This window comes from Pseudogemmobacter hezensis (assembly GCF_013155295.1).
In the GTDB taxonomy this organism is placed as follows: Bacteria; Pseudomonadota; Alphaproteobacteria; order Rhodobacterales; family Rhodobacteraceae; genus Pseudogemmobacter; species Pseudogemmobacter hezensis.
The window spans coordinates 45,717-71,809 of the sequence record NZ_JABJXT010000017.1 but is presented as its reverse complement, the minus strand read 5'-3'; the positions used below and the strand labels follow the sequence as shown (position 1 = coordinate 71,809).

At 65.1% G+C, this 26,093-nt stretch carries 23 protein-coding genes; 6 read left to right on the top strand and 17 right to left on the bottom strand.

The genetic code is table 11. The annotated features are described in order from the left end of the window. Positions 1-33 precede the first annotated feature (33 nt). Entirely contained in the window at positions 34-1,386 is a 1,353-nt protein-coding gene (locus tag HOY34_RS16765) for a class I SAM-dependent methyltransferase (RefSeq protein WP_172364939.1), read from the top strand. Positions 1,387-1,600: 214 nt separating this feature from the next. Here HOY34_RS16765 and prpB read toward each other — a convergent pair whose 3' ends face one another. Genes prpB through HOY34_RS16745 form a run of 4 tightly spaced genes read right to left on the bottom strand, consistent with a single transcriptional unit; the run spans position 1,601 to position 5,604 of the window. After that, complete coding sequence (prpB, locus tag HOY34_RS16760; protein ID WP_172364937.1) at positions 1,601-2,503, bottom strand: methylisocitrate lyase; 903 nt, start codon at positions 2,501-2,503, stop codon at positions 1,601-1,603. A gap of 3 nt (positions 2,504-2,506) precedes the next feature. Beyond that, positions 2,507-3,691, bottom strand: a complete 1,185-nt coding sequence (prpC, locus tag HOY34_RS16755; protein WP_172364935.1) for a bifunctional 2-methylcitrate synthase/citrate synthase — start codon at positions 3,689-3,691, stop codon at positions 2,507-2,509. A 10-nt stretch (positions 3,692-3,701) separates the two neighbouring features. Further along, a complete protein-coding gene (locus tag HOY34_RS16750; RefSeq protein ID WP_172364933.1) occupies positions 3,702-5,210 on the bottom strand; it encodes an MmgE/PrpD family protein in 1,509 nt (502 codons plus the stop codon). Between the two features lie 13 nt (positions 5,211-5,223). Further along, positions 5,224-5,604 (bottom strand): acyl-CoA thioesterase, encoded by a 381-nt coding sequence (locus tag HOY34_RS16745; protein WP_172364931.1) that lies wholly within the window; start codon positions 5,602-5,604, stop codon positions 5,224-5,226. Between the two features lie 116 nt (positions 5,605-5,720). Between HOY34_RS16745 and HOY34_RS16740 the strand changes: the two genes are divergently transcribed. Beyond that, positions 5,721-7,112, top strand: a complete 1,392-nt coding sequence (locus tag HOY34_RS16740) for a short-chain fatty acyl-CoA regulator family protein (RefSeq protein ID WP_172364930.1) — start codon at positions 5,721-5,723, stop codon at positions 7,110-7,112. A gap of 66 nt (positions 7,113-7,178) precedes the next feature. On the opposite strand, the gene HOY34_RS16735 is transcribed toward HOY34_RS16740, so the two are convergent. The 6 genes from HOY34_RS16735 to HOY34_RS16710 are packed head-to-tail and all read right to left on the bottom strand — an operon-like array spanning position 7,179 to position 14,862. Continuing rightward, the gene (locus HOY34_RS16735) at positions 7,179-8,204 is read right to left on the bottom strand and encodes an aldo/keto reductase (RefSeq protein WP_172364928.1); all 1,026 of its coding nucleotides are present in this window, start codon (positions 8,202-8,204) and stop codon (positions 7,179-7,181) included. A gap of 1 nt (position 8,205) precedes the next feature. Further along, positions 8,206-9,246, bottom strand: a complete 1,041-nt coding sequence (locus tag HOY34_RS16730; RefSeq protein WP_172364926.1) for a Gfo/Idh/MocA family protein — start codon at positions 9,244-9,246, stop codon at positions 8,206-8,208. Continuing rightward, the gene (locus HOY34_RS16725) at positions 9,243-11,213 is read right to left on the bottom strand and encodes a D-apionate lactonase family protein (protein WP_172364924.1); all 1,971 of its coding nucleotides are present in this window, start codon (positions 11,211-11,213) and stop codon (positions 9,243-9,245) included. Before HOY34_RS16725 ends, HOY34_RS16730 begins: the two co-directional genes overlap by 4 nt. Further along, positions 11,210-12,211: an ABC transporter permease gene (locus tag HOY34_RS16720; RefSeq protein WP_172364922.1), complete on the bottom strand. Its 1,002-nt coding sequence runs from the start codon at positions 12,209-12,211 to the stop codon at positions 11,210-11,212. The genes HOY34_RS16725 and HOY34_RS16720 overlap by 4 nt, the downstream gene beginning before the upstream one ends. A 36-nt stretch (positions 12,212-12,247) precedes the next feature. Next, positions 12,248-13,891 (bottom strand): sugar ABC transporter ATP-binding protein, encoded by a 1,644-nt coding sequence (locus HOY34_RS16715; RefSeq protein ID WP_172364920.1) that lies wholly within the window; start codon positions 13,889-13,891, stop codon positions 12,248-12,250. Beyond that, positions 13,888-14,862: a substrate-binding domain-containing protein gene (locus HOY34_RS16710; RefSeq protein ID WP_172364918.1), complete on the bottom strand. Its 975-nt coding sequence runs from the start codon at positions 14,860-14,862 to the stop codon at positions 13,888-13,890. Before HOY34_RS16710 ends, HOY34_RS16715 begins: the two co-directional genes overlap by 4 nt. 335 nt (positions 14,863-15,197) lie before the next feature. Between HOY34_RS16710 and HOY34_RS16705 the strand changes: the two genes are divergently transcribed. From HOY34_RS16705 to HOY34_RS16690, 4 genes are all read left to right on the top strand, one after another. Beyond that, entirely contained in the window at positions 15,198-16,013 is an 816-nt protein-coding gene (locus HOY34_RS16705; protein ID WP_172364916.1) for an SDR family NAD(P)-dependent oxidoreductase, read from the top strand. 11 nt (positions 16,014-16,024) lie between these two features. Beyond that, entirely contained in the window at positions 16,025-16,870 is an 846-nt protein-coding gene (locus tag HOY34_RS16700) for a sulfurtransferase (RefSeq protein ID WP_172364914.1), read from the top strand. Positions 16,871-16,937: 67 nt separating this feature from the next. Next, positions 16,938-17,747: a GntR family transcriptional regulator gene (locus HOY34_RS16695; RefSeq protein WP_172364912.1), complete on the top strand. Its 810-nt coding sequence runs from the start codon at positions 16,938-16,940 to the stop codon at positions 17,745-17,747. A gap of 53 nt (positions 17,748-17,800) precedes the next feature. Beyond that, positions 17,801-18,247 carry a VOC family protein gene (locus HOY34_RS16690; RefSeq protein ID WP_172364910.1) on the top strand — a complete coding sequence of 149 codons (447 nt, stop codon included), beginning with the start codon at positions 17,801-17,803 and terminating at the stop codon, positions 18,245-18,247. A 12-nt stretch (positions 18,248-18,259) separates the two neighbouring features. Here the strand turns inward: HOY34_RS16690 and HOY34_RS16685 are convergent, their stop codons facing one another. From HOY34_RS16685 to HOY34_RS16655, 7 genes are all read right to left on the bottom strand, one after another. Continuing rightward, positions 18,260-18,958, bottom strand: a complete 699-nt coding sequence (locus HOY34_RS16685; RefSeq protein WP_172364908.1) for an LrgB family protein — start codon at positions 18,956-18,958, stop codon at positions 18,260-18,262. Next, positions 18,948-19,376 (bottom strand): CidA/LrgA family protein, encoded by a 429-nt coding sequence (locus HOY34_RS16680; RefSeq protein WP_172364906.1) that lies wholly within the window; start codon positions 19,374-19,376, stop codon positions 18,948-18,950. The genes HOY34_RS16685 and HOY34_RS16680 overlap by 11 nt, the downstream gene beginning before the upstream one ends. A 202-nt stretch (positions 19,377-19,578) precedes the next feature. Further along, a complete protein-coding gene (gene cydX / locus HOY34_RS16675) occupies positions 19,579-19,701 on the bottom strand; it encodes a cytochrome bd-I oxidase subunit CydX (RefSeq protein WP_172364904.1) in 123 nt (40 codons plus the stop codon). A gap of 15 nt (positions 19,702-19,716) precedes the next feature. After that, on the bottom strand, positions 19,717-20,880 hold the full coding sequence (gene cydB / locus HOY34_RS16670) for a cytochrome d ubiquinol oxidase subunit II (protein ID WP_172364902.1): 1,164 nt from the start codon (positions 20,878-20,880) through the stop codon (positions 19,717-19,719). Between the two features lie 6 nt (positions 20,881-20,886). Next, positions 20,887-22,497, bottom strand: a complete 1,611-nt coding sequence (locus tag HOY34_RS16665) for a cytochrome ubiquinol oxidase subunit I (protein ID WP_172364900.1) — start codon at positions 22,495-22,497, stop codon at positions 20,887-20,889. 119 nt (positions 22,498-22,616) lie between these two features. Continuing rightward, positions 22,617-24,296 carry an amino acid ABC transporter ATP-binding/permease protein gene (locus HOY34_RS16660; protein WP_172364898.1) on the bottom strand — a complete coding sequence of 560 codons (1,680 nt, stop codon included), beginning with the start codon at positions 24,294-24,296 and terminating at the stop codon, positions 22,617-22,619. Continuing rightward, positions 24,293-25,966 (bottom strand): ABC transporter ATP-binding protein/permease, encoded by a 1,674-nt coding sequence (locus HOY34_RS16655; RefSeq protein WP_366926975.1) that lies wholly within the window; start codon positions 25,964-25,966, stop codon positions 24,293-24,295. The genes HOY34_RS16660 and HOY34_RS16655 overlap by 4 nt, the downstream gene beginning before the upstream one ends. Positions 25,967-26,093 lie beyond the last annotated feature (127 nt).

Genomic DNA, 26,093 nt, shown 5'->3' with positions numbered 1-26,093 from the left:
CCGCCCGAACCCGCCCGAACCCGGAGAGCGCCCGTGGCCACGTCCTACGACTACCCTGCCTTCTTCCACCCCGAGCAAAGCCCACTCTGGCTGGCCTCGGTGCTGGCCGCGCTTGGCCGCCCAGGCCCCGCCCCCGACAGCGCCATCTGCGAGATCGGCTGCGGCCAGGGTTTCGGGCTTTGCCTTCTCGCCGCCGCCAATCCGGGGCGGCAGTTCATCGGCATCGACCTGTCGGGGGCTGCAATCGCGCAGGCGCGCCACAGGGCCCGGGCCGCTGATCTGCAGAACATCGACTTTATCTGTGCCGACATCCGCGACAGTGCCGCCCTGCCCGACCAGGACTTCGGCATCATCCTGAACCACGGCATGCTGTCCTGGGTCGAGCCCCCGGCCCGCGAGGCGCTTTTCGCCTTCATCGGCACGCATCTGGCAGCGGGCGGCGTGGCACAGACCCAGTATATGAGCGCCCCTGGCGGCGAGGCCTTCCGCCCTTTCCGCCAGCTGTTCCAGACCCTGGCCGGACGCGCGGATCCGGTGGCGGACGGCCTTGCCCTGCTGCGCCAGCTGCGCGACGGGGGGGCCGGTTTTTTCCAGCTGCATCCCCATGCGTCCCAAACGCTGGACAATCTTCTGCGCGAGCCGGCGGGCTATGTGGCGCAGGAATATCTCAGCCCGGCCTTCGATCCTCTGCCCTTTGCCAGCCTGGCCGACTATGCCACACGCCACGGCCTGGAATTCGTCGGCAGCGCCACGCCCATGGAGAATATCGACGCGATCTCCCTGCCCGAGGGGCTGAAATCCGCGATTGCCGCCAGCGCGGATGACCTGATCCTGACCGAGACGCTGAAGGATCTCGTGCGCAATCAGGCGGCGCGCTATGATCTGTGGCAACGCCCCGCTGCGGCGCTGGCCCCGCAGGATCATATGCGGGCGCTGGCCGATATGTGGTGGGGCCTGCTGCCCGCTGCCCCGAAACTGGACGCAGCCTCAAAGGCGCTGGCCTTCCCCACCCGCATCGGCACGATTGAGGGCGATCCCGCCATTTTCCGCCCGCTGCTTGACCGACTGGGCGAAGGCCCGGCGCGGTTCGATCAGCTGATGGAGCTTGCGGTTTTCGACAAACGCCCGGGGCTTTTGAACCAGGTGCTGCAAATGGGGCTGCATGCCCGGATCCTGCATCCGGTACAGGGCTTTGACACCCCCGAAGCCGCCGCCCGGCTGAACCGGCATCTGCTGGCCGAGGCAAAGGCGGGGCTGGAGATCCCCGCCCTGGCTGCACCGCCGCTGGGATCTGGCCTTGTGGTGGCGGGCGGCGATTTACAGACACTGGCAGCGGGAACCGCCCCGGCCTGGCTGCGCGGCCTCTTCGCGCTTGGCAGCACCTGAAAGCAGCGCGTCGGGGCATTTGGCACGGAGCGTTTCGCATGGGACTTTTGGCACGGGGCGTTTGACACGGGTCGCGCGACCCCGAAGCGGTTCCGCCCCGCGGGGGCTGCGGCATAAGATGTGCCAGACGACCTCTTTCGGCGTCTGGCCATAGAAGGCCGCAGCCCCGGCATCGGTCAAACCCCTGCCCTGGTTCGTCGTGCCGAAGGGCAGATCAGGGTGCGACAGAAAGAGCGATACTTGTATCCAGTGCCTCAAACGCGTTCAGGCCAATGGTGTCGTAAAGCTCGGTCCGGGTCTGCATTTCGGGGATCATGGCGGTGGTCGCGCCGTCACGCGCCAGCGTGGCGTAAAGCTTCGCCTGCGCCTTATTGGCAACCCTGAGCGAAGAGACCGGCCAGATCACCATATCATAGCCGAGATCCTGAAACTCCTGCGCGGTCAGCGCGGGCGTCCGGCCGAACTCGGTCATATTGGCCAGCAGCCTGACGCCCGGCAGCGCAGCGCGGACCTCTTTGAACATCTCAACGGATGTCAGCGCCTCGGGGAAAATCGCATCGGCCCCGGCCTCGACATAGAGTTTCGCGCGGGCAACCGCCCCTTCGATCCCTTCGGAGGCTGCCGCATCGGTGCGGGCGATGATCACCATATCGCGGCGTGCGCGGGCGGCCGCGGCAACCCTGGCCGCCATATCCTGCGGCGAGGCCAGCTTTTTGTCGTTCAGATGGCCGCATTTCTTGGGCAAAAGCTGGTCTTCCAGATGCACGGCCCCCGCTCCGGCCTCTTCGAAGGTGCGAACCATATGCATGACATTCAGCGCCTCGCCATAGCCGGTATCGCCATCAACCAGCAGCGGCAGCCCCGATGCCCGCGCGATCTGGCGGATGAAGAAGGCGACCTCATCGACGGTGATGATGCCAAGGTCGGGCAGGCCCATGCTGGCCGTCATCGCAGCCCCCGACAGGTAAAGCGCATCAAACCCCGCAGCCCTGGCCTGCAGCGCGGCCTGGCCGTTATGGGCACCAGGCAGGCGCAGAATGCCAGGGCGCGAAAGAGCCGCACGGAAGCGTTGTCCCGCCGGGGCCAGCGGCAGGTCGTCTGCGATAAGATAGGGCATGGATCAGGCCTCCGCCTGCTGATTTGGTTTAGGCGGCGCCAGCAGACCGCGCTTTTCAATAGGGGTGAAGGCGCGGTTATCCGGGCCGGTGTAATGCGCCGAGGGGCGGATGATCCTGTTGTCCTGACGCTGTTCCACCACATGCGCCCCCCAGCCAGAGGTGCGCGAGATGACAAAAATCGGCGTGAACATCGCGGTCGGCACGCCCAGCAGGTGATAGGAAACGGCGGAATACCAGTCGAGGTTCGGGAACATCCGTTTTTCCTCCATCATCACCGCCTCGATCCGTTCGGCGATGTCGAACATTTTCGGGCTGCCCGCCGCATCAGACAGCTGTTTCGCCACCCGTTTGATCACCACATTGCGCGGATCGGCGATGGTATAGACCGGATGGCCAAAACCGATGATGACCTCGCGTGCCGCCATCCGGGCACGGATATCGGCTTCGGCCTCATCAGGGTCGGCGTAGCGCTTCTGGATTTCAAACGCGGCTTCATTGGCCCCGCCATGTTTTGGCCCGCGCAGGGCACCGATGGCGCCCGCGATGGCGGAATAGACATCCGAGCCAGTCCCCGCGATGGTGCGGGCCGTGAAGGTCGAGGCGTTGAACTCATGCTCGGCATAGAGGTTCAGCGTGGTCTGCATCGCCCTGATCTCGACCTCGCTGGGCGCGATCCCGTGCAAAAGGTGCAGGAAGTGTCCCGCGATGGTGTCATCGTCAGACACGACCTCGATCCGGCGGCCGTTTTGCGCAAAGTGATGCCAGTAAAGCAGCATCGAGCCCTGAACAGCCAACAGCCGGTCGATAATATCCCGCGCACCGGGGATGTTGTGGTCATGCGCCTCGGGCAGCACACAGCCAAGCGCCGAGACGCCCGAGCGCAGCACATCCATCGGATGGGCGGCGGCGGGGATCGCCTCAAGCGTCTCTAAGACAGCTTTCGGCAGGCCCCGCAGCGCCTTCAGCTTCGCCTTATAGGCCCGCAGCTCCGGCGCGGTCGGCAGGCTGCCATGCACCAGCAGATGCGCGACCTCTTCAAAGGTGCAGGCCTCGGCCAGATCGAGGATGTCATAGCCGCGATAATGCAGATCATTGCCCGACTGCCCCACAGAACAAAGGGCGGTATTCCCGGCCACCACACCGGAAAGAGCCACGGATTTCTTGGGTTTAAGAACTGTGCCGCTCATCCTTGCCTCCTTATGCCCAGTCGAAAATGCCGCTCGGGCGGGGGGCGCCCAGGCGATCCGCGCCGACCGCAAAGTTCAGCGCCGCCAGATCGCCCGCCTTCAGCGTGGCCAGCGCCTCTGCCGCCTGCAGGAAGCGGGTCTGCTCCGCAGTTGCGATGATGCCATCCGAGAGGGTCAGGAATTTTTTGACGTAATTCTCGCGGCCAAACGGACGAGCACCGTCGGGATGCGCATCGGCCAGCGCCAGCTCATCGGTGATCACCGTGCCGTTCTTCAGCCTGACCTCGACCCGACCGCCAAAGGCTTTCACCTTCGGATCCTGCGCATGATAGCGCCGCGTCCACTCGGGGTCTTCGAGGGTGCTGATCTTATGCCAAAGCGCCACGGTTCCGGGGCGACTGGCCCGCGCTGGCGCATAGGACGTCTCATGGTGCCAGCCGCCGTCCTCCAGCGCGACCGCAAAGATATACATGATCGAGTGATCCAGCGTTTCGCGGCTGGCCTTCGGGTCCATCTTTTGCGGGTCATTCGCGCCGGTGCCGATCACGTAATGGGTGTGATGGCTGGTGTGGATGACAATGCTCTCGACCTGGCTCAGATCACCGATCTGCGGCCTCATGCGGCGGGCAAGGTCGATCAGCGCCTGGCTTTGGTATTCCGCCGAATGCTCTTTGGTATAGGTGCCAAGGATGGCCCGCTTGGCCTCGCCCGGACCGGGCAGCGGCACCTGGTAGCGGGCGTTCGGACCAGAGAGCAGCCAGGCGATAAAGCCGTCCTCGCCTTCCCAGGCCGGGCTGGGGGCCCCTTCGCCACGCATCACCCGGTCAACCGCCTCGATCGCCATTTTCCCGGCAAAACCGGGGGCAAAGGCCTTCCAGCTGGAAATCTCTCCCTTGCGGCTTTGGCGGGTGGTGGTGGTGACATGCAGCGCCTGCTGCACCGCCTGATAGATCACCTCGGTGGGCAGGTTCAGCAGCGTGCCGATCCCGGCGGCAGCCGATGGCCCCAGATGGGCGATATGGTCGATCTTATGCTCATGCAGGCAGATGCCGCGCACAAGGTTCACCTGGATCTCATAGCCCGTGGCCAGCCCCCGGATCAGATCGACACCGGATTTGCCGGTATGCTGCGCCACCGCCAGGATCGGCGGGATATTGTCGCCCGGATGCGAGTAATCGGCGGCAAGGAAAGTGTCGTGGAAATCCAGCTCACGCACCGCCGCGCCATTGGCCCAGGCGGCCCATTCCGGGCTGACACGGTCATTGGCCAGGCCGAAAACCGTGGCGCCGGGCCGCATCGGATGGGCCAGCGCCTGCGCCCGTGCCGAGGCCACAGGGCGCCGCGCGACCGAAGCCGCCGCCACGGCGGCATTGTCGATGATCCGGTTGATGATCATCTCGGTCACTTCCGGCAGCACCGCGACCGGATCGGCGGCCACCTCGGCGATCTTCCAGGCCAGCTGATCCTCGCGCGGCAGATGTTCGGCGGATTTCCAGGTCCGCAGGTCGTGGGTGATCATGTCTTTTCCCTTTTCATGAAACGTCCGGTCCAACGGGCCGGGGGCGACCGCCCCCATCGACCGCGACCATCTCGAAAGCGCCCGAAAGCGCACAGCGTTCGCGGGCACCGCCGATCGAGCGGGCGGAGCCCTTCACCTCGACCGTCATCGAGGATCGCCCGGTGCGGCTGACGCGGGCCACCAGTTCAAGCATCTCGCCCACTTTGATCGGCGTGGTGAAATCCACCCGCTCGGACCGCGCCATGACGACGGCGGCCCCCGCGTGGCGGCTGGCGGCGACGAAGGCCGCCTTCGCCATCAGCGCCAGCGCATTGCCGCCAAACAGCGTCCCGTAATGGTTCGCCTGCTCGGGAAAGATCATCTCGATCATGCGGATTTCAGACTCGGGCGTCATGGCGGGCCTTTACAAGATTGGCAAAGGCATCTTTCCACACCGGACATTCACCGATAAACTACTGAAAATGCGATGATTTGCGAACGAATAGCCTGCCAATTGCGAAGGTTGCGAATATGAGCAAGACCTATCTCGGTGTCCGCTTGCGGCGCCTGCGTGAAGAACGCGGCCTGACCCAGGCCGCGCTGGCCCGCGCGCTGGAGATCAGTCCCAGCTATCTGAACCAGATCGAGCAGAATGCGCGCCCCCTGACCGTGCCGGTGCTTTTGAAGCTGAACGCGGCCTTTGGCCTTGATGTGCAGCTTTTCTCGGATGAGGGCGAGGCGCGGCTGATCACCGATCTGCGTGCAGCGCTTGCCGATCAGGGGGCGGGGATCTCGCTGGCCGAGGTCCGCGAACTGGCCGCCAATATGCCCGAGGTCGCGCGCTCAATCGTTGCGATGCAGGCCCGGCTGCGCGAAACCACCGAACGGGCTGATCTTTTCGCGGGGCAGATCACCGGCGGCCCCGGCCATTCCCCGGCGGCCTTTGAGGCGGTCCGCGACTGGTTCTATACGCGGCGCAACCATGTGCCCGAACTGGATATGGCAGCCGAGGCCATCGGCGACAGCCTGCCCCTGGGCCGGATGGCGGCCGGGCTGACCGACAGGCTGGCCGGGCGGCACGGGATCCGCATCGCGCAAAGCACGGGCGATATGCTGCGCCATTATGATCCGGCCGGGCGCATCCTGGCGCTTGCCGCCCATCTCAACCCGGGCCAGATCGCCTTTCAGATCGCAACGCAGCTGGCCTTTCTGGAGCAGGGCGAGACCATCGCCCGCCTGTCCGATGACCCGGCGCTTGGGCCCGACGCCCGCAGCCTGCTGCGGATCGGGCTGGCAAACTACTTTGCCGGGGCCCTGATCCTGCCCTATCGCGCCTTCCTCGCCACCGCCGAGGCCACGCGGTATGACATAGACCTGATCGCCCGCCGCTTTGGCGTGGGGTTTGAGACCACCTGCCACCGCCTCTCGACGCTGCAGCGGCCAGACGCGCGGGGGGTGCCATTCTTCTTCATCCGGGTCGATCGGGCCGGCAATATCTCGAAACGGCAATCGGCGACGGATTTCCATTTCTCGCGCATCGGTGGCTCTTGCCCGCTTTGGAACATCTACGAGGCCTTTGCCCGCCCCGGCGAGATCATCCGCCAGGTGGCGCAGATGCCCGATGGGCGCAGCTATCTGTGGATCGCGCGGATGGTCACAAGTGGTCAGGGCGGCTTTGGTGCCCCGGTCAAGACCTTCGCGGTCGCGCTTGGCTGCGACCTCGCGCATGCAGAGCGGCTGGTCTATGCCAAAGGGATGGATCTGAAAAACCCGGATATGGCCACAAGGATCGGCCCGGGATGCAAGATCTGCGAGCGCCCGAACTGTCCGCAACGGGCGTTTCCGATGGTAGGGCGCGCCCCTGGCACCAGCACGACCGGGGCCCGCTTTGCCCCCTATTCGGGAAGTGCAGAGGCGGGCTGAAATCCCCCCATGATCCGGGCCATTGATGGGGGCCGCAGGAAAGCGGCCACCCGGTTTTCCCCGATCTCAGGGCAGGGGAACCGCCGGGTCGATCAGGCCTTCGCTGCGCAGATCCGACCAGAAGGCTGCGGGGATATCCGCCGCGAAATGGGCGATATTCGCCCGCACCTCTTCTGGCGTGACCGCGCCGAAAACCACTGCGCAGACCTCAGGCGCGGCCAGCGGGAACTGCAACGCCGCCGCGGCCAGCGCCACGCCATGCGACTGCGCCACCCGTGTCAGATGCTGCACCCTGGCGATCACCTCTGGCGGTGCGGCGCCATATTCATATTTCGCGTCCCCGGTGATGCCGGTGGCCAGAATGCCGGAATTGAACGCCCCACCGACAACGACCGAGGCCCCGCGTTGCCCCGCCAGCGCGATCTCATCGGCATAGATGCCATGCTCAAGCAGCGTATAGCGCGAGGCGACAAGGAAAAGATCCAGATCGGTTGCCTCCAGGAAACGGCGGATCATGCCGCGCTCATTGATCCCGGCACCGATGGCGCTGATCTCGCCCGCGCTTTTCAGCTCTGCAAGGGCGCGATAGCCGCCGCCCTGATCCAGCTCGCGCAGTTTGGCATCCAGCGCCTCGGGGGTGCGGAAATAGCCGCTGTCGAGATCATGGATATAAAGCGCATCGACCCTGTTGATCCCCAGGCGCTGCAGGCTGTCTTCATAAGAGCGCATCACCGCATCATAGGTGAAAACATGATGCGCCTCGAAGGAAAGCGGGCCTTTCCAGGCGGGGGGCACAAAGGTGGCCCGGTCGCGGGGGGCCCGCAGCACCCGGCCGACCTTGGTGGTCAGGGTAAAGCTGTCACGCGGCAGATCATAAAGCGCCCGGCCCGTGCGGTGTTCGGCCTGGCCCAGCCCATACCAGGGCGCGGTGTCGTAAAAGCGGATCCCGCCCTCCCAGGCGGCGCTGTAGGTGGCGCGGGCCTGGGCCTCGTCGATTGCGACATAGACGCCGCCAAGCGGGCAGGTGCCAAGGCCCAGGATCGGGATTTGCAGATCGGTCCGCCCGACGGGGCGCAGCGTTTGCGCGTGCATCTCAGATATCCTTCAGCAGATCAGCGGTTTTCACCACCGCACCAGAGGCGGCAGAGCGATAGGCGGCCTCGGCCAGGGCATAGGTCTGCAGGCTGTCCCGGGCCGAGGTCTCAAAGGCGGTTCCCGCCCTGAGCGCGTCGATGAAATGCTGCTGGGTGCGTGGCACTGAATCCTGGATCTGCGTCCAGGGGGCCGAGGTCCAGCTGCGCTGATCGGGGGCAATCACCTCATCGCGCAGCCCTGCGGGGCTATGGATGCGCAGCACCTGGCCGTCGAGGATCTGCACCGTGCCAAGGCGCCCCTCAATCTCGCCCAGGGTCTGGGGGAAGGTGTTCGGGGTCTTATGCGTCGCATAGCTGATATCGACCACCGAGACCGCGCGATTGTCGTGGCGCAGCATCAGCGTGGCCGCATCCTCGCCCGCCAGCCCCTCTTTGACGGATTGGTTGAAGCAACTGACGGCATGGGCATCGCCCAGCAAAAACCGCGCCAGATCAAGCATATGGATGCCGACATCCATGATCATGAAACGCTCGGTTTTCAAAAGGTAGGGCTGGTTCGTATAGACGTCGATGTCATTGCGCCAGTTCAGCCGCCCGAAGGTGACCTCGCCGATCTCGCCCGCATCAAGGATCTCGCGCAAGCGGCGGAAGATCTTCTGGAAGCGGAAATTCTCATGCAGCATAACCGGAACCCCGGCGGCGCGGGCACCCGCCTCGATGCGCAGGCAGGTGGCGATATCGGGGGCGAAGGGCTTTTGCACGATCACCGGAACCCGCGCCGCCACGGCCAGGGCGACCAGCTCTTCGTGGGTTTCCATCGTGGTGCAGATATCAACGAAATCGAACCGCCCGGAATGCAGGACCGCAGCGTCGGTATGCCATTCACCGATGCCGAATTCCTTCGCCGCAGCCTCGGCGCGGGCGGGATCGCGGTCGCAGATGGCGGTGATCTCTGCGCCCCTGACCTCGGCCCAGGCGTGAAGATGGTTGCGCGAGAAAAACCCCGCGCCGATGAAAAGCCCTTTCAGCGGTTGGCTCATGCTGCGCCCTCCTCTTCGCTTTGAAAGATCACCGCCCAGGCATCAAGCGTCGCAGGCCGTGCATGAATGGGGACAGGTGCCGTGATGTGATCGGCATCAAGCAGCCAGCCCGTGCCTGGGGCAGATGCAGGCGCAGACTGAAACAGCGACTGTGACAAAGGCTGTGACAAAGGCTGGGGCCCGGCAGTCAGATTGGCCGCCAACAGATGCCTGCGACCGTCCTTGCGCCATGACAGATACGCGATGCCCGCCCTGGTTTCGGCCTGCACCAGACTGCCGCCCGCCGCCAGGGCCAGCACATGGGCGATATGCCAAAGCGGATAGGGCGTGCCGTCAGGCTGATCTTCCCACCAGGGGCGCGGGTAATCGGTGCCCTCTGAGACCAGACCGAAAGGCCCTGTCGCGCCGCCAAAGGCAAAGCGCAGCGGCGCAAAGGGCGCGATCCGCACCAGATAGCCCACCGTCCAGGCGGCGGCATAAAGCCCGCGCTGACGCGGATCACGCGCGGCCATGCCCTCACGCGCCTCGGGCGCATTTTGCACCGGCCCCGTGCCATAGGGGTTGATCCGCGCCCCGATCCCGGTCGGCCCGATCAACAGCGGCAGCCCGGCCGCCAGGGCGGTGGCCGAGGTCAGGATATGCGGCAACGCCTGCAGCGTCTCCATCACCGAGGCGTCATCGGCGGCGTGAACCACCGGAGTCGTTGCAAAGCTCAGCCCCCGCCACAGCGCCGGATCGGGGCGTTTGCGGTTGAACTCGGTGAAAAAGGCGGGCGAGCCGCCGATATGTGCGGCCTGGGGGAAGTGCTGCGCAAGGCTTTGCGCCAGAGCGGCCTCGGCGGGATGGGGCGGACGGGGCTGACCGGGCTGAAAACTTTGCTCGTCGATCTTTGCAAAAGCGCTGATCCGCGCGGGCGTGATCCCGGCGCGGGCCAGATGCGCGGCCAAAGCGGCAAGCTGCGCCGCCCCTGCCGCATCAGAGGCCGCGTCCAGAATGGCCTGGACTTCCAGCCGCGCCCCCGTTTGCGACAAAAGCCGGGCCATCGGGGCAAAATCGGGATCGCTGGCCTCGTTCGCGGTGTCATAGCGCAAAAGAAACCAGCCCGGTTTCAGCGCGGCGATGGCCTTGCTTTGCAGCGCCGCCCCGGCATCGGCCAGCCGATCCAGCGGCAGGGCATAATCAGGCAGGCGCTGGCCCGCGATCTCTGGCACCGCAACCGCAGACCCCACCGCGCCCCCGTGACCATCATCGGTCAGGGCAACCGTCACGGCCTGAAAAAGGGGCTGGGCGGGCTGCAACAGATAGGGGAAAGGCAGAGCGATCGGGCGGCTATAGGTCTTGAACGAGGCATCAGACCAGTTGCGATGATCCTCCATCTCGAAGATATCGCCCTCAAACCGGGTCTCGACATGCAGGCCGGGCGCGGGATGATGGGTGATGGCGCGGATATCCATCACCGGCTGGCCGGGCGAAATCTGTGCCGGGATCACCAGATCGCGGGTTGAACCAGAGGCATGATCCACCCGCACCTCTGTGCCCGCAAACCCATCCAGGGGATGCAGGATCACAAATCCGGTGCGATTGGTTTCAAACGGGGCCTCAGCAGTGATATGGGCCTCGGCCCGGATCTGGCCGCCGCCTTTCCCCATAGACGCGCCGCTCAGGCGGATGGCGACCTGGACGCCGGCCCCCGGCGCCCCGTAATGCGCGAGGTAGCTGACGGTAAAACCATCTGCCCGGCTGTCAACCGAAAGCCCGCTTACTTTGGGAAAGGGCGTGCCCCAGCCCGGGGTGCGCAGCAGGAAAAGGACGCCGCGCAGCACCTCGACCCCGTTCCAGCGGATCCAGCGCAGGGCGCCTGAATCAAGCGTGGCCTCCAGCGCGCCTGCCCGCAAAACACGGCTGGCGGTTTCGGTGACGGGGGTGCCGGTCAGCAGGATGTCGGTCAGCAGGATGTCACGGCTCATCGGCTTTGCCTCTTGATGAAATGGTCAAAGGCCACGGCGGCCACGATGATCAGCCCAACAAGAACCTGCTGGGTGTAGGGCGAGACGTTCAGAATGACGAGGCCATTGAGCAAAACACCCGTCAGCAGCGCCCCGATCACCGTGCCGCCGACGCCGCCGGTGCCGCCTTGCAGGCTGGTGCCGCCGATCACCACCGCCGCGATGGCGGTCAGCTCATATCCGGTGCCCGCCACCGCCTCGGCCGAGTTCAGCCGCGAGGCCAGCACAAAGCCGCCAAGGCCAGAGCAAAAGCCGATCAGCCCGTAAACCGCGATGGTGACACCGCTGACATTGATGCCGGAAAGCCGGGCGGCCTCGGGGTTTGAACCCACCGCATAGACCGCGCGGCCAAAGCGGGTCTGGGTCAGCACCACCCAGGCAATGGCGGCCACGGCGGCGAAAATCAGCACCGGAACCGGGACCGGGCCAATCATACCGCGCCCCCACCAGCCGAAAGCCTCGTCAAAGCCGGAAATCGGCCCGCCATTGCCGATGCTGAGGGCAAGGCCACGAAACACCGTCATGCCGCCCAGGGTGACGACAAAGGCCGGCACTGAAAGCCAGGCCACCGCCATGCCCTGCAAAAGCCCGGCGGCGCTGCCCGCCAGAATGGCCGCCAGCGCCGCCAGCTGCCAGGAAAAGCCGCTGCCATCAGCGCTGAGCACCAGCCGCCCCTCGATGCCGCCCCTGGCGATCACCGCCGCGCAAAGCCCCGACATTGCAACCAGCGCCCCGACCGACAGGTCGATGCCCCGGATCAGGATCACGAAGGTCATCCCCACCGCGATAATGCCATAGATCGAGACCTGGCGCAGGATATTGAACAGGTTCAGCGGCATCAGAAAACGCGGCTGCAGGCTGGCGAAGATGATCACCAGCGCCAGCAGAAAAATCAGCGGGGCCAGCCTGCCCAGCAGGGCAAAAAGACGGGCGCGATCAGGGGGGGTGGTGGCACTCATGGTCGTATATCCTGGATTCGGTCGCGTATCGGCATGTCAGGCGTGCCGGGTCATATGGGTCATCAGCGCCTCGGCGGTGATGCCTGCTGCAGGCTGGTCAGAGGATGTCACCCCTTCGCGCAGGGTGATAATGCGGTGGGACAGGCTCATCACTTCGGGCAGGTCGGATGAGATGAGCAGGACGGCGACGCCACTTGCTGCAATCTCGCGGATCAGCGCGTGGACATCCTCTTTGGCGCCGACATCGATGCCGCGCGTCGGCTCGTCGATGATCAGCAGCTTTGGCTTCAGCGCGATCCAGCGGGCCAGGATCACCTTTTGCTGATTGCCGCCCGAAAGGGTTGTGATCGCCGCCCCGGGGCTGGCGGCCCGGATGCCCAGCTTCTGCCAGAACCCGGCCAACAGCCGCGCCTCTGCACGCCGGTCATTGCGGCCAAAGCGGGCGGGAACCGCCCCGGTCAGGGCAAAATTCTCATGGACCGAGCGGCCCGGCAGCAGGGAAAGGCCCTTGCGGTCCTCGGGGACATAGCCGATGCCCGCCGCGATCGCCGCTGCGGGCGAGGCAAAGCGGACAGGCTGACCAAAAAGCCGGATCTCACCCTGGCCAACCGGGTCAAGGCCGAAGATCATCCGGGCCGTCTCGGTGCGCCCGGCACCAACGATACCTGCAAGGCCAAGGATCTCGCCCTGGCGCAGCGCAAACGAGACATCCTTCACCCGCTGTCCGCCCCGCAACCCCTGAGGTGATGCCAGATGGCGGATCTGCAGCAGCGGCTCGCCCGTGCCCTGGTCCGCGACGGGGGCAGGCGGCGCCTTCTGTGCGGCCGCAATCTCGCGCCCTGCCATGGCGCGGATCAGCGCGGGAATATCGGTGTCTGCGACCCGCCCCCCGGCCACGGCCTTGCCGTCGCGCAGCACGGTATAGGTCTGGCAAAAGGCCCGTATCTCATCGAGCCGATGGCTGACATAAAGCACCGCCACCCCCTCCCGTGAGAGATCGGCGATGATACGGCCCAGATGTGCCACCTCATTTGGCGACAGCGAGGCGGTCGGCTCATCCATGATGACAACCCGCGCCTTGCGGGTCAGGGCGCGGGCGATCTCGACCATCTGCTGCCGGGCAATCGACAGGCTGGCGACCGGCGCATTGATGTCGATATCCGGGGCCAGCTGGCTGAGCGCGGCGCTTGCCGCCCGGCGCATCCGGGGCCAGTCGACCAGCCCAAACCTGTTCAGCGGCAGATGCCCGGCAAAGATCGCCTCGGCCACCGAAAGATCGGGAAAAAGCGAAAGCTCCTGCCGGATGACGCTGATCCCGGCGTGATCCGCATCCAGCGGCCGGGCAAACCGCACCGGGCTGCCATCAAGGCGCAGCTGCCCGCCATCGGGCTGATGCACCCCCGACAGCAGGTTGATCATGGTTGATTTCCCCGCCCCGTTTTCACCCAGCAGGGCCCGCACCTCGCCCGCCGCCAGCGAAAGCGAGACGCCATCCAGAACGGTGACGCCGAAGAAACGCCTGACCAGACCCTCTGCCTCAAGAATGACAGGGCCGAAAGCGGGCGCGGGGGCAGAGCCTGCGGGCTCATGCGGAGCGGGGACGAAAAATTCGTGGGCGGGGCCGTTGTCTGGCCCCGCCCCGGCTTGCGCCACCCCCCCGAGGGAGGAGGCAGATGTCATTCGCCGATCAACCCCACGCGCTCTGCCTGGTCGAGAGTGTCGGCAGTGATGGCAACCGGGGCCACCAGAACCTCAGACGAGGCAGGGCGGGTGCCCTCGCGGACATAGTCGACCAGGGTTTTGACGGCGGTGCGGCCCTGCAGACCCGGGAACTGGTCAACGGTTGCGGCCAGCGTGCCCGATTTCACCGCCTTAAGCGCCTCTTCCGAACCGTCATAGCCATAGATCGCAACCTTGCCCGCAAGCCCCCGCGCCTCAACGGCCTGGGCGGCCCCAAGCGCCATATCGTCATTGCCGGCGATGATGACCTGCGGCACCTCGGCAAGGCCGGTGAGGATGTTCTCGGTCACCTCAAGCCCCTTGTCGCGCGAGAAATTGCCCGCCTGCTCGGCCACGAAAACATATTTCCCGCCGGCCGCATCCAGCACCTTATGGGCGCCGCCGCTGCGGTCATTGGCGGTTTTGTCGCCCGGGATGCCCTGCAGGTTCACGATGGTCGCCCCATCGGGAAAGGCGCGGACAACCGCTTCGCCCTGGGCCTCGGCCCCTTTGAAATTATCGGCGCTGACATTGGCCAGCACATCGGGCACGCCATTCACGGGGCGGTCGATGGTAACCACGGTGATCCCCGCATCAATCGCCTGCTGCACCACCGGGGCCAGGGCATCGGCCTCGACCGGGGCGAGAATGATCCCGTCCACGCCCTGAACAATCGCGGCCTCGATATCGGCGATTTGCTTGGGCGCCGAAAGCTGACCATCGGCCACATTGATCGTGACCCCGCCAAGCGCCTCGGCCTCGGCCTTCAGCTCATCGGTAAGGAACACGAAATGCGGGAAGGCAAAGGTCAGCGGCGACACGAGGATGGTAACCTCGGCATCCTTGCCCTTTGGTTCGGCCAGGGCGGGCAGCCCGAATGCGCCCGACAGCGCAATCGCCGAGGCCGCAAGAAGGAAGGAACGTTTCAGCATTTGTCTGATTCCTGATCTGCAAAACTGTATGCAGTTTGCGCCATGCTGCAGCGCAGTAAAGTGGAAGAAATTGTTTCTTTTACACGCAGCGGGAGAAGGAAAATACTGCAGGGCCACGGGGCAATAGCATAATAATTTCCTTTAATTTTCAGTCTGGAAGGCGCTAATCTGTGGACAGCGTGGCAAAAGGCCTGCTGCGGTCTGCCAGAAGTGGATTTCCGCTTTGCAATGCAGCACAGAAAGCAAATCCTGCCTTTCTGTATCCTGAAACAAGATAACTTCACCCCGCTTTCTGCTTCGGGCAGAGCGGGGCAACAGCCGGGAAAGACCCAGACATGTCCGCCTATCTTTCAGATCTTTTTTCGCTGGCGGGCAAAACCGCTCTTGTTGCCGGGGGGGCGGGGGCCATCGGCTCTGCGGTTTCCGAGGGGCTGGCCCGTGCGGGTGCGCAGGTCATCGTCCATGATCTGGCGCAGGACAGGCTGGATCGGCTGGCCCAGGATTTCACCGCCAAAGGGCTGGAGTTCGTCGGGCTGCAGGCCGATCTTAGCAGCGCCGGGGCCGCCGCCGACCTGGTTGCCCGCGCGAAGGCGATCACCGGGCGGATCGACATTCTGGTCAACCTGCAGGGCGCCAACCGTCGCAAGCCGATCACCGAGGTCACGCCGGAAGACTTCGATCTGATCACCTCGGTCAATCTGCGTTCGGTCTATTTCCTGTCGCAGGCGGTGCATCCGGTGATGAAGGCGCAAGGCGGCGGCAAGATCCTGCATTTCAGCTCGCTTTCGGCGAGTATCTCTTTCGACACGATCTCGGTCTATGCGGCGACCAAGGCGGCGGTGACCTCGCTGACGCGCAGCCAAGCGCATGAATGGGCGGGTGACAATATCCAGGTGAACGCGATCGAGCCGGGCTTTGTGCAGACCGAATTCACCCGCCCGCTGTGGGATGACGACTATCGCGCAGAGTGGTTTGCGAATTTCATCCCCCAGGCGCGGCTGGCGGTGCCCGAAGATCTGGTCACGACCGCGCTTTACCTGGTCGCCCCCGCCACCCGCTATGTCACCGGGCAAAACCTGGTGATTGATGGCGGCGTCCTGAGCGGCGCAAGCTGGGTCGAAGCCCCGCGCCGCCCTGGCATTCAGCGCTGAGGGATGAAATCATGAGTAAATGGCTGATTGAGACGGATGAGCTGGCGGCGCTGCCTGAGGGCGGCGACCATGTGGTGCTGGATTGTTCCTGGTATGTGCCCGATGCCGGGCGCGATGCGCATGATGAGTTTCGGGCAGGCCATATTCCCGGTGCCCGTTTTCTGGATCTGAATGCGGTCTCGGATCCGGATTCGCCCTATGTGAACATGCTGCCAAAGGCAGAGGTTTTTGCGCGGGTGATCGGCGGGCTGGGCATCGGGGCTGAAACCGAAGTGATCCTTTATGATGCGGGCTATGTCTCGGCCCGGCTGTGGTGGATGTTGCGCACCTTCGGGCATGATCGGGTCAGGATCCTGAACGGCGGCTGGCGCAAATGGCTGGCCGAGGGCCGCGCCGTTGAGACCGGCGATTTCGCCGCGCCCGCCCCCCGCGTCTTCCCGGCCCGCCTGACCGAAGGCCGCGTCGTCGCATTGCCAGAGATGCGCCGCCTGGTCGCCGACGGGGCCAGCATCATCGACGCCCGCACCGCCGCCCGCTTTGACGGGCATGAGGGCTCGGGCTATCCCGGCGTTGCCTCGGGCTATATGCCGGGCGCGATCAATACCCCCTGGGCGCTGTTTTATGAGCCAGCCCCCTCTTACCGCTTCGTCAGCCCCGAACGCGCGGCGCAGATCTTTGTCGCCAATGGCGTCGATCTGTCGGGCCAGGTGATCACCACCTGCGGCTCTGGCGTCACCGCCTCGATCCTTGGCTTCATGCTTGAGGCCATCGGCCATTCCGACTGGCGTCTTTATGACGGGTCATGGCATGAATGGGGTCAGCAGGCCGATACGCCAAAAGAGATCAAGCCGCTGTGAGCCGCCAGGCACCACGCCCCGCGCGCGGGTCTGGCCCATCATCCCTGCCAACAAAGGGGGCCAGCTGATGCCAGACCCGGTTTCACCGCAGACGAACCAGGCAGATACGCTGCCCGAGGCCGCGCCCGGCATCCGCATGACGGATGCCTATCTGCGCATTCGCCAGGCGATACTGGAGGGCGAGCTGCCGCCCGGCGGCCGCCTTAGCCAGGTCAGGATCGCCGACCGGCTTGGCCTCAGCCGCACCCCCGTGCGCGAGGCTTTGCGGCTGATCGAGAAAGAGGGGCTGATCACCTCAGAACGCGGGCGTCAGGTGGTGATCTCGCCAACCTCGATGGATGATCTGGATGAGCTTTACGCCCTGAGGATCAAGCTGGACACCACCACAGTTCGCAGCACCGTGCCCGATCTGACCGAGGCTGACATTGCCGGCATGCGTGACTGCCTCGCGCAGATGAAGGCCAGCGCCGACCCCGCACATTTCGCCGAATTTGATGCCGCGCACCGGGCCTTCCACATGATCCCGATCCGGCTGGCCGGGGCGCGCCATGTCGATTTCTCGACCCGCCTCAACGAGCATGCCGGGCGCTATCGGCGGCTTTATCTGACCCAGCCCCGCTCTTATCAGCAGTCTGGCGAAGAGCATGAGGCGATCATGGAGGCCTGCGCCGCGCGTGACGGCGAAAGGGTGGCGCTTTTGCTGGCCGATCACTTTGCCCGCATCGCCCTGACGATCATCGCCCAGATCGACCCCGCCTTCGAGCCGCGCCAGGTTCGCTCGGCGCTGCGGGTGGCGCGGGGGGGGACTGCTGGGCCAAGATCCGCGCCGGAAAAACCCGCAGCCGGGCTGGCTGCCCCGCTCTGGCCGCCGCTTTGATCCCGGATCCGGGCCAGCGCCCCGATCTCATGCCGCATACCAAAGGAACCACCATGTCTGTCACCGTCAATCACACCGGCATCACCGTAAAGGATCTTGACCGCGCCGAGGCGCTGTTTCGGGATCTCTTTGGCTTTGAGCGTTTCTCGCGGGCGCCGCGCGATCCTGAGATAATCGAGGCGGTGACAGGGGTTCCGGGCGCCGAGGTCGAGATTGTCTATATGCGCAACGGCCCCGCCAATATCGAACTGCTGTGCTATTCCGGCCCGGCGGATCGCCAGGATTACAGGCCCCGCCCCGTGGATCTGGGGTCTTTGCATATGGCGATGAATGTCAGCGATATGGACAGCATGCTGACCCGCGCCCGCGCCTGGCCGCTGGAACAGGTCGGCGAGGTCATCGTCATCGACCAGGGGCCGAATACCGGCCTGCGCATCGTCTACTTCCGCAGCCCGGAAGAGGGGCTGATCATCGAGCTGATCGAAATGCGGGGCGGCTGATAAGGGGCCTGTTCAGCCCCGGATCAGCAAAAACAGGCTGTAACACAGCGCGGTAAGCAGCGCCGAAAGCAGCATGCCGCAGCTGGCCAGCGACAGCGCCCGGGGCGAGACAGACAGCGCCCTGGCAATCCCCATGGCATGCGAGGTGACGCCCAGGGCAAAAGCGCGCTCTTCAGGCCCGGTGCGCCCGGCCCCCAGCCGGAAGGCCAGATCCGAAATCAGCATGCCGCCGATCCCGTTGAACATCACCGCAGCCATTGCCAGCGCGTCAATGCCACCTGTCGCCTGCGACAAAGGCAGCGCCACGGCCAGCGTGGTGGCCTTTGGCCCGGCACTTGCGATCAGCGCCGGGTCAATCTGCAGCAGCCAGCCGCCCAGCAGCACCGTCCCGATCCCGGTCACGGCCGAGGCCAGACAGGCCAGCGACATCGCCGCCGCATTGGCCTGGATCAGCCGTCTTTGCTCCCACAAAGGCAGGGCCAGGGCGACGGTCGCAATCGGGATGAAAATCGTCAGCGCCCTGACATTGGCCAGATAGGCCCCGGGCGCGATACGTGCAGCGCTTAGCCCAAGGCACAGCAGGATGCCGCCGATCACCAGCGGATTGCTGAAAGGCGCCACCGGGATACGCGCTGCGATCGCCCTGGCCACGACCCAGAGCATAAGGGTCGCCAGAACTGTGCCGGCCTGAAGGGCAAGATCAGCGATCATCACGGCTCATCATGTGAAAAATACGCACACAAACAAGCATCGACACGATCAGCGAGGCGCAAAGCACCAGCAGCAGCTTCAGCAGATCTGCAAAGCCGATCGGCGGCAGGGTCAGAAACCCCGCCGTTACCGGGTAAAGAAACAAAGGCAGCCTTTTCAAAAGCCCCTGTCCTGCGGGCCGGATGGCCAAAACCAGCGCCGGGCGCAGAACGATCATCATGAAAAGCAGCCCCATACCGACAATCGCCGGCGGCAGCGGCAGGCCGGTTGCGCTGACCAGCGCCTCGGCTGCCGCCCAGGCGATGACGATCAGGCAGGCCCCGCCTGCGGCATGAATCCAGCCCGCCAGGGACAGGCTTTCAGGCCCGGCCTCTTCAACACCGCGCCTGGTTGTCGACGGACGATCATCTTGCGCCAAGTTCCACCCCTCCGGGGGTTTGTATTGCAGCCGGGGCCTAGCAGGTCACCCGGCCAAAGCGCAAGATCTGTCATAATTCGATGCAAATACCGCCCCCCTGGCGGGGGCACAGGGCAGAAAAACCCCCGGCGGGCTGTCGCGCCGCCGGGGGTTTTTGTTCAGACGATCCGGTCAAGGTCTGGGCAGGTGCCCGCCCTACGCCTCAGCCCTTTTCTTCCGTGCTGCGGATCATCTTTTCATCCTCTTTCAGCTCCAGCCACATTGCGTTCATCACCGCGAAAATCGCGGCCAGCGGCAGGCCGAGCATCCAGGCAAAATACCACATTTGCAGTCCTTTCCGTCAGTAAAGAGAGTGAGAGTTTTCAGCCACGTCTTTCTCGGTCACCTTGCCCCACAGGACTTTGTAAACCCAGGCGGTATAGGCCAGGATCAGCGGCATGAAGATCGCCGCACAGACCAGCATGATGAAAAGCGTCAGATGCGAGGAAGAGGCATTCCACACCAAAAGCGAGGATTGCGGATCAATCGACGAGGGCAGGATGAAAGGAAACATCATCAGCCCAACCGAGGAAATCACCCCAAGGATCGAGAGTTTCGAGAAGATCAGCGTCGAGACCTCGCGCCCGGCGCGCAGGCCAAGAAAGGTCAAAAGCCCGCCGATGATCCCCAGTGCCGGGGCAATCGTGATCCAGGGGCGTTCCGCATAGGCGGAAAGCCAGCTTGCGCTGCGCTCTACATTGAAATGCAACGGGTTCGAGGGGCCGCCGGTCACGTAATCACCAATGATCCGGTAGCCCTCAATCCCATAGGCCAGCCATAGCCCGGCCAGGATATAGCCCGCCACCGAGATCAGCGCGAAGACCGATCCGATCGCCCGCGCCCGCGCCTGAACCGCACCATCGGTCTTGACCGACAGCCAGGCCGCGCCATGGGTGACCAGCATCGCCAGCGAAACCAGCCCGGCAAGGATCGAGAACGGATCCAGCAGCCCGATGAATTTGGTGTACCAGGCGCCCTGATAGACCGAGTGCAGATCATCGGTAAAACTGAAGGGCACGCCCTGGATCACATTGCCCACCGCCACACCGAACAAAAGCGCAGGCGCCGCACCCGAGACGAAAAGCGCCCAGTCCCAGCGGCTGCGCCATTTCGGATCATCCTTTTTCGAGCGATATTTGAACGCCACCGGCCGCACGATAAAGCAGGCCAGCACCGCAAACATCGCCAGGTAAAACCCCGAGAAGCTGACCGCATAAAGCGGCGGCCAGGCGGCAAAGATCGCGCCGCCGCCCAGGATGAACCAGACCTGGTTGCCCTCCCATACCGGGCCTACGGTATTGATGACGACGCGGCGCTCCAGGTCGGTTTTGCCCGCGAAAGGCAAAAGCGCCGCGACCCCCATGTCGAAGCCATCCGTCATCGCAAAGCCGATCAGCAGGATGCCCAAAAGCCCCCACCAGATCACCCGCAGGATCTCATAGCTGAGAAGTTCATGCAAAATCATGGCTGTTCACTCCGCAGGCTGGGCAATGGCATCGGCATTCCGCCGGCCGACAAGACGGTTCTGATGGCGCTGCATCCAGGCCTCGGTCTCTTCGACATCCTGGAAGGGGCCTTTGCGGATATATTTCAGCATCAGCCCCATCTCGATGATGAAGAGAACCGTGTAAAAGGCGATGAACCCGGCCAGCGTCAGCGCGACCTCGGTGACCGACAGCGCCGAGACCGACATCGCGGTCGGCAGCACCCCATCCACCGTCCAGGGCTGGCGACCGAACTCGGCGACGATCCAGCCCATCTCGGCCGCGATCCAGGGCGCGGGGATCATCCAGACCGCCACATGCAGCGACCATCTGGGATAGCGCATGCCCCTGAAAGAAGTGCGCCAGAAGAAGTAGGCCATGGTCACGATGAAGCCCATCCCAAGCGCCACCATGATCCGGAACGCCCAGAACAGCGGCCAGACCGTCGGCACCGTATCATTGGCGGCGGCCCTGATCTGGTCCTCGCTGGCGGTGCGGGGGTCATCGACATATTTGCGCAACAGGAAGGCAAAGCCCAGATCGGCGGAATGCTCCTCGAACGTCGCCATGACGGCGGGATCGGTGGCCTCGCGCTGTTCACGCACCACCATCAGCGCATCATAGGCAATCAGCCCCGAGCGGATGCGCCCCTCGGCCTGTTCCACCAGCTGCGCGATGCCGGGGATTTCCTCGGTCAGGCTGCGGGTGCCGATCAGGCCCATGACATAGGGCACATGGATCGCCCATTTCGTCTCGCGGGCTTCCTGATCGGGGAAGCCGAACAGGGTAAAGCTGGCGGGCGCGGGCTCGGTCTCCCACATGGCCTCGATTGCGGCCATTTTCATCTTCTGGTTCAGCGAGGTGTCATAGCCCGACTCGTCGCCCAGCAGCACAACCGAGAAAGCCGAGGCCAGACCAAAGGCCGAAGCCACGGTGATCGAACGGCGCGCAAGTTCAGTATGGCGGCCGCGCAGCAGATACCAGGCCGAGACGCCGATCACAAAGACCGAGGCCGTCACATAGCCCGCCGAGACGGTATGCACGAACTTCGCCTGGGCGACCTCGTTGAACAGCACGGCGAAGAAATCGGTCATCTCCATCCGCATGGTCATCGGGTTGAATTCCGCGCCGACCGGATTTTGCATCCAGCCATTGGCGATCAGGATCCACAAAGCCGAGAAGTTCGAGCCGATCGCAACCAGCCAGGCCACAACCAGATGCGCGACTTTGGACAGGCGGTCCCAGCCAAAGAAGAACAGCCCGACGAAAGTGGCCTCAAGGAAGAAGGCCATCAGCCCCTCGATCGCCAGCGGCGCACCAAAGACGTCGCCGACATAATGGCTGTAATAGCTCCAGTTCATGCCGAACTGGAACTCCATGGTGATGCCGGTCGCCACGCCAAGCGCAAAGTTGATCCCGAACAGCATGCCCCAGAATTTTGTCATCTGTCGCCAGATCGGGCGATTGGTCATGACATAGACCGTCTCCATGATCGCAACCAGGATCGACAGACCCAGTGTCAGCGGCACGAAGAGAAAGTGGTACATCGCGGTCAGGGCAAATTGCAGCCGTGACAGCTCGACGATGCCGAATTCCATTTCTTCAGCTCCATAGATTCGGATCCCCGGTGCCGGGAATGATCCATCCAGGCGCGGTGTAATACCGACCGCACCGGGCCGGGATGATCTGGATCAATATTCGGCATTCAGAATATGACTTATTGGCGCAGTGCGACGATCTGCTGCGCCATTTCCCGCTCTGCCCCCCGATGCGAGGCCATCAGCACCGCCGTGCGGGGCAATCTGTCGCAGAGCGCCGCCAGCACCTGGCGGGCGGTTGCATCATCCAGCCCCTCGGTCGGCTCATCCAGCAGCAAAAGGCGCGGCTGGCGCAGAACGGCGCGGGCCAGCGCCAGCCGCCGCCCCTCGCCGCCCGAAAGCCCCGCGCCCCGGCTGCCCAGCCGATAGTCCAGCCCGCCGCGCCCCTGCAGCTGCGGCCAAAGCGCGACCGTCTGCAGCGCGGCCACCAGGGCGCTGTCAGGGGCCTCCGGTGCTGCCAGCCGCAGATTGTCGCGGATCGTGCCCGCCAGCAAAGCCGGGCGCTGCGGCACCAGCGTGACCAGCTGGCGCAGCGTGCTTTCCTCGTATGAGGCCAGCGGCTGACCCGCCAGCAGGATCTGGCCATGGAAAGGGTGCAGCCCCGCAATCGCCAGCAAAAGCGTCGATTTTCCCGATCCGCTGGCCCCGGTCAGAGCCATACGCGCCCCCGACATCAGGCGCAGATCAAAGCCCGAAAGCAGCTGTCGCCCCTGGCCATCTGCGGCCCGCAGCGCAAGGGCCCGGATCTCAAGCACCGGCTGGCCATCAGAGATCCCGGCCAGGGGCTTTCCGACATCAGGCCCCGCTTTCAGACAAGAGCGGGCCGAAGAAACCGCGCGGCCCGCCACCACCCGCCGCGCCGCGTCGCGCATCTGGCCGATATCGGCGCAAGCGCGGCGCAAAGGGTGCAGCGTCTCGGCCAGGGCCAGCGCGGCAAAAAACCCAAGCGCCGCCCGGGCTGGGCTGATCTGCCCCGCCTGCGCCAGATCCAGCCCCAGCCAAAGCGCCCCCGCCGCCGAGACCAGCGCGACCAGCGACAGCGCGGCCCCCGCATTGCGGCCCCTTTGCATCAGGATCTGCGCCAGATCGCGGCGGCGGGCCTCGGCCCGGGTCACCGCTTCGGCCTGGACGGGCAGCCGCCCGCTGACCGCCAGATCATCGCGGGCGCGGATCAGGTCGATCAGGCGCATCCGCATCGCCTCGGCCGCTGCCGCCATACGCCGCGACAGGGGCGCGGTGCGCCGGGCCTCGATGGCCACGATCAGCATGGCCCCCGCCAGCGCAGGCAGCACCACGACCAGCGCCATCCGCAGATCGACCAGCCACCAAAGCGCCAGAAAGGCCAGCGCCTGCGTCAGCAGCGCCGCCAGAACCGGCAGCAGCAGGCGCAAAACCAGCCCATCCAGCGCGTCAATATCGCCGATCAGCCGATGCACCGCACGACTGCTGCGCAGCCTGACAACCCGCGACCAGGGCGCAACCAGAAACCCCGCCAGCACCTCAAGCCGCAGGCTTTGCAGGGCGCGTAAAGTGGCGTCATGGGTCAGCATCCGCTCGCCATAGCGGGCGGCGGTGCGGCCAAGCGCCAGGAACCGCACCCCGGCCGAGGGGCGAAACACATCGAAAACCGCGCCTGCCCCCGCCAGCCCCGCCGCCGCTGCCGCCGTGATGAACCAGCCCGAAAGGCCCAAAAGCGCCACCCCCATCACCAGGACCAGCACCGAGAGCGCCGCGCCCCGCAACAGGCTGCGGCGCTGCCCGGCCTGCATCAGGCACAGGATCTGCCAAAGCGCCCTCATGCCGCACCCCCGATCCGGATGATCCGGTCCATCCGCGCGGCAAGCCCGGCATCATGGGTCGCCACCACCAGCGTCACATGCGGCCCCGCCGCCGCCAGCAGCCCCTTTGTCACCGCATCCGCTGTCTCAGCGTCCAGATCCGCCGTCGGCTCATCCGCAAGGATCACATCCGGTGCTCCGAAAAGCGCCCGCGCCAGGGTGAGCCGCCGCGCCTCGCCGCCCGAAAGCCCGGCGCCGTTTTCGCCAGGCCGGGTCAAAAGCCCGTCCGGCAGCCCCGCCACCACCTGATCCGCCGCCGCCAGCCGCAGCGCAGGCCAGGGATCGCCCTCGCGCCCCAGATGCAGATTGGCCGCAAGGCTTTCATTGGTGAAATGCACCGCCTGCGGCATCCAGCCGATCCGCGCCCGCCAGGCATCTGCGGTCGCATCGTTCAGCCTTTGCCCGGCGACCAGCACCTCGCCCAGAGCAATCGGGTCCAGCCCCGCCAGCTGCCGCAAGATCGTGGTTTTGCCCGCCCCCGATGGCCCGACCAGCGCCACTTTCTCGCCCGCCCTGATCCCGATATCGGGCAGCGCAGCGCCTTGCGGTGTCACACCGCCACGCAGCGACAGGGTGGCAGGCCCCGGCAAGGGCGCTACCCGCGCCCCCTGCCCCATGATGGCCGGGCCCTCATCCGTCTCTGCCAGCGCCAACTCTGCCGCCACCGCTTCGGCATCGGCGCGGTCATGCCAGGCCGCGGCCAGATCGCGCATCGGCTGATAGAAATCGGGGGCCAGCAGCAAAAGAAACATCCCCGCCGCCGGGCTGATCTGCCCCTCCCCCCAGCTGCCGAAACCGATCTGCCCCAGCAAAGAGAATCCGACCCAGACCGCCACCATCGCCACGCCAATGGCCGAGAACAGCTCAAGCACGGTCGAGGACAGGAAGGCGATCGCCAGCACCTTCATACTGCCTTTGCGCAGCCCCTCGGCCCCGGTGGCGAAATCATCCGCGACCCGGCCCGAGGCCCCCAAAAGCCGGATATCGGCCAGCGCAGCCAGCCGCTCGACCAGCGCCTCGCTCATGCTGCCCAGCTGGTTCAGCTGCGCCGCGCTGGCATCGCGGGCCGCCATGCCAACCAGCGCCATAAAGACCGGGATCAGCGGGCCTGAGATCAGAAAGATCAGCGCCACCGCCCAGGAAAACCACAGCGCAATCAGCAAGATGACCAGCGGCATCACCATCATCCGCGCCCGCGCAGGCGCATAGCGCAGGGTGAAAGCGCCCAGCCGCTCCAGCTTATCGCCGGCCAGTGAGGCCAGCGCACCCGCACCAGCAAAGGCCCCACCAGAGGCGCCGTGCCCCGCGCGCCGCGCCTCACGCGCCAGGATGCGGGCGCGGGCGGTGGCGATCACATTCAGCGCCGCCGCCTCGGCCGCACGCTCGCCCGCCCAGCCAAGGCCGATGCGCAACAGACCCAGGGCCAGAAAACCCGGCACGTAAAGCCAGCTGATACCGCCCCCTGCCAGCAGCTGCGCGAAGGCCAGCGCCACCAGCCCGGCCTGCAGCGGCCATAAAAGCGCCTGGCCACACGACAGCGCCGCCGCGATCCGCAAAGATGCAGCCCCCGGCAGCATCAGCCGCGACAGCGCCGCCCTGGCCGGTGCTTTTTCAGGTTCTGTCGCTGTCACATCGTCCTCAAACGCGAATCACAGATGCAGGTTAACGGCGCTTTCGCAGGCCCGATCTGATCTGGATCAGATATGACAGCCCCGACAGATGGCAAATTGCCCCGCCTCTTTGCTGATCCGCACTGTC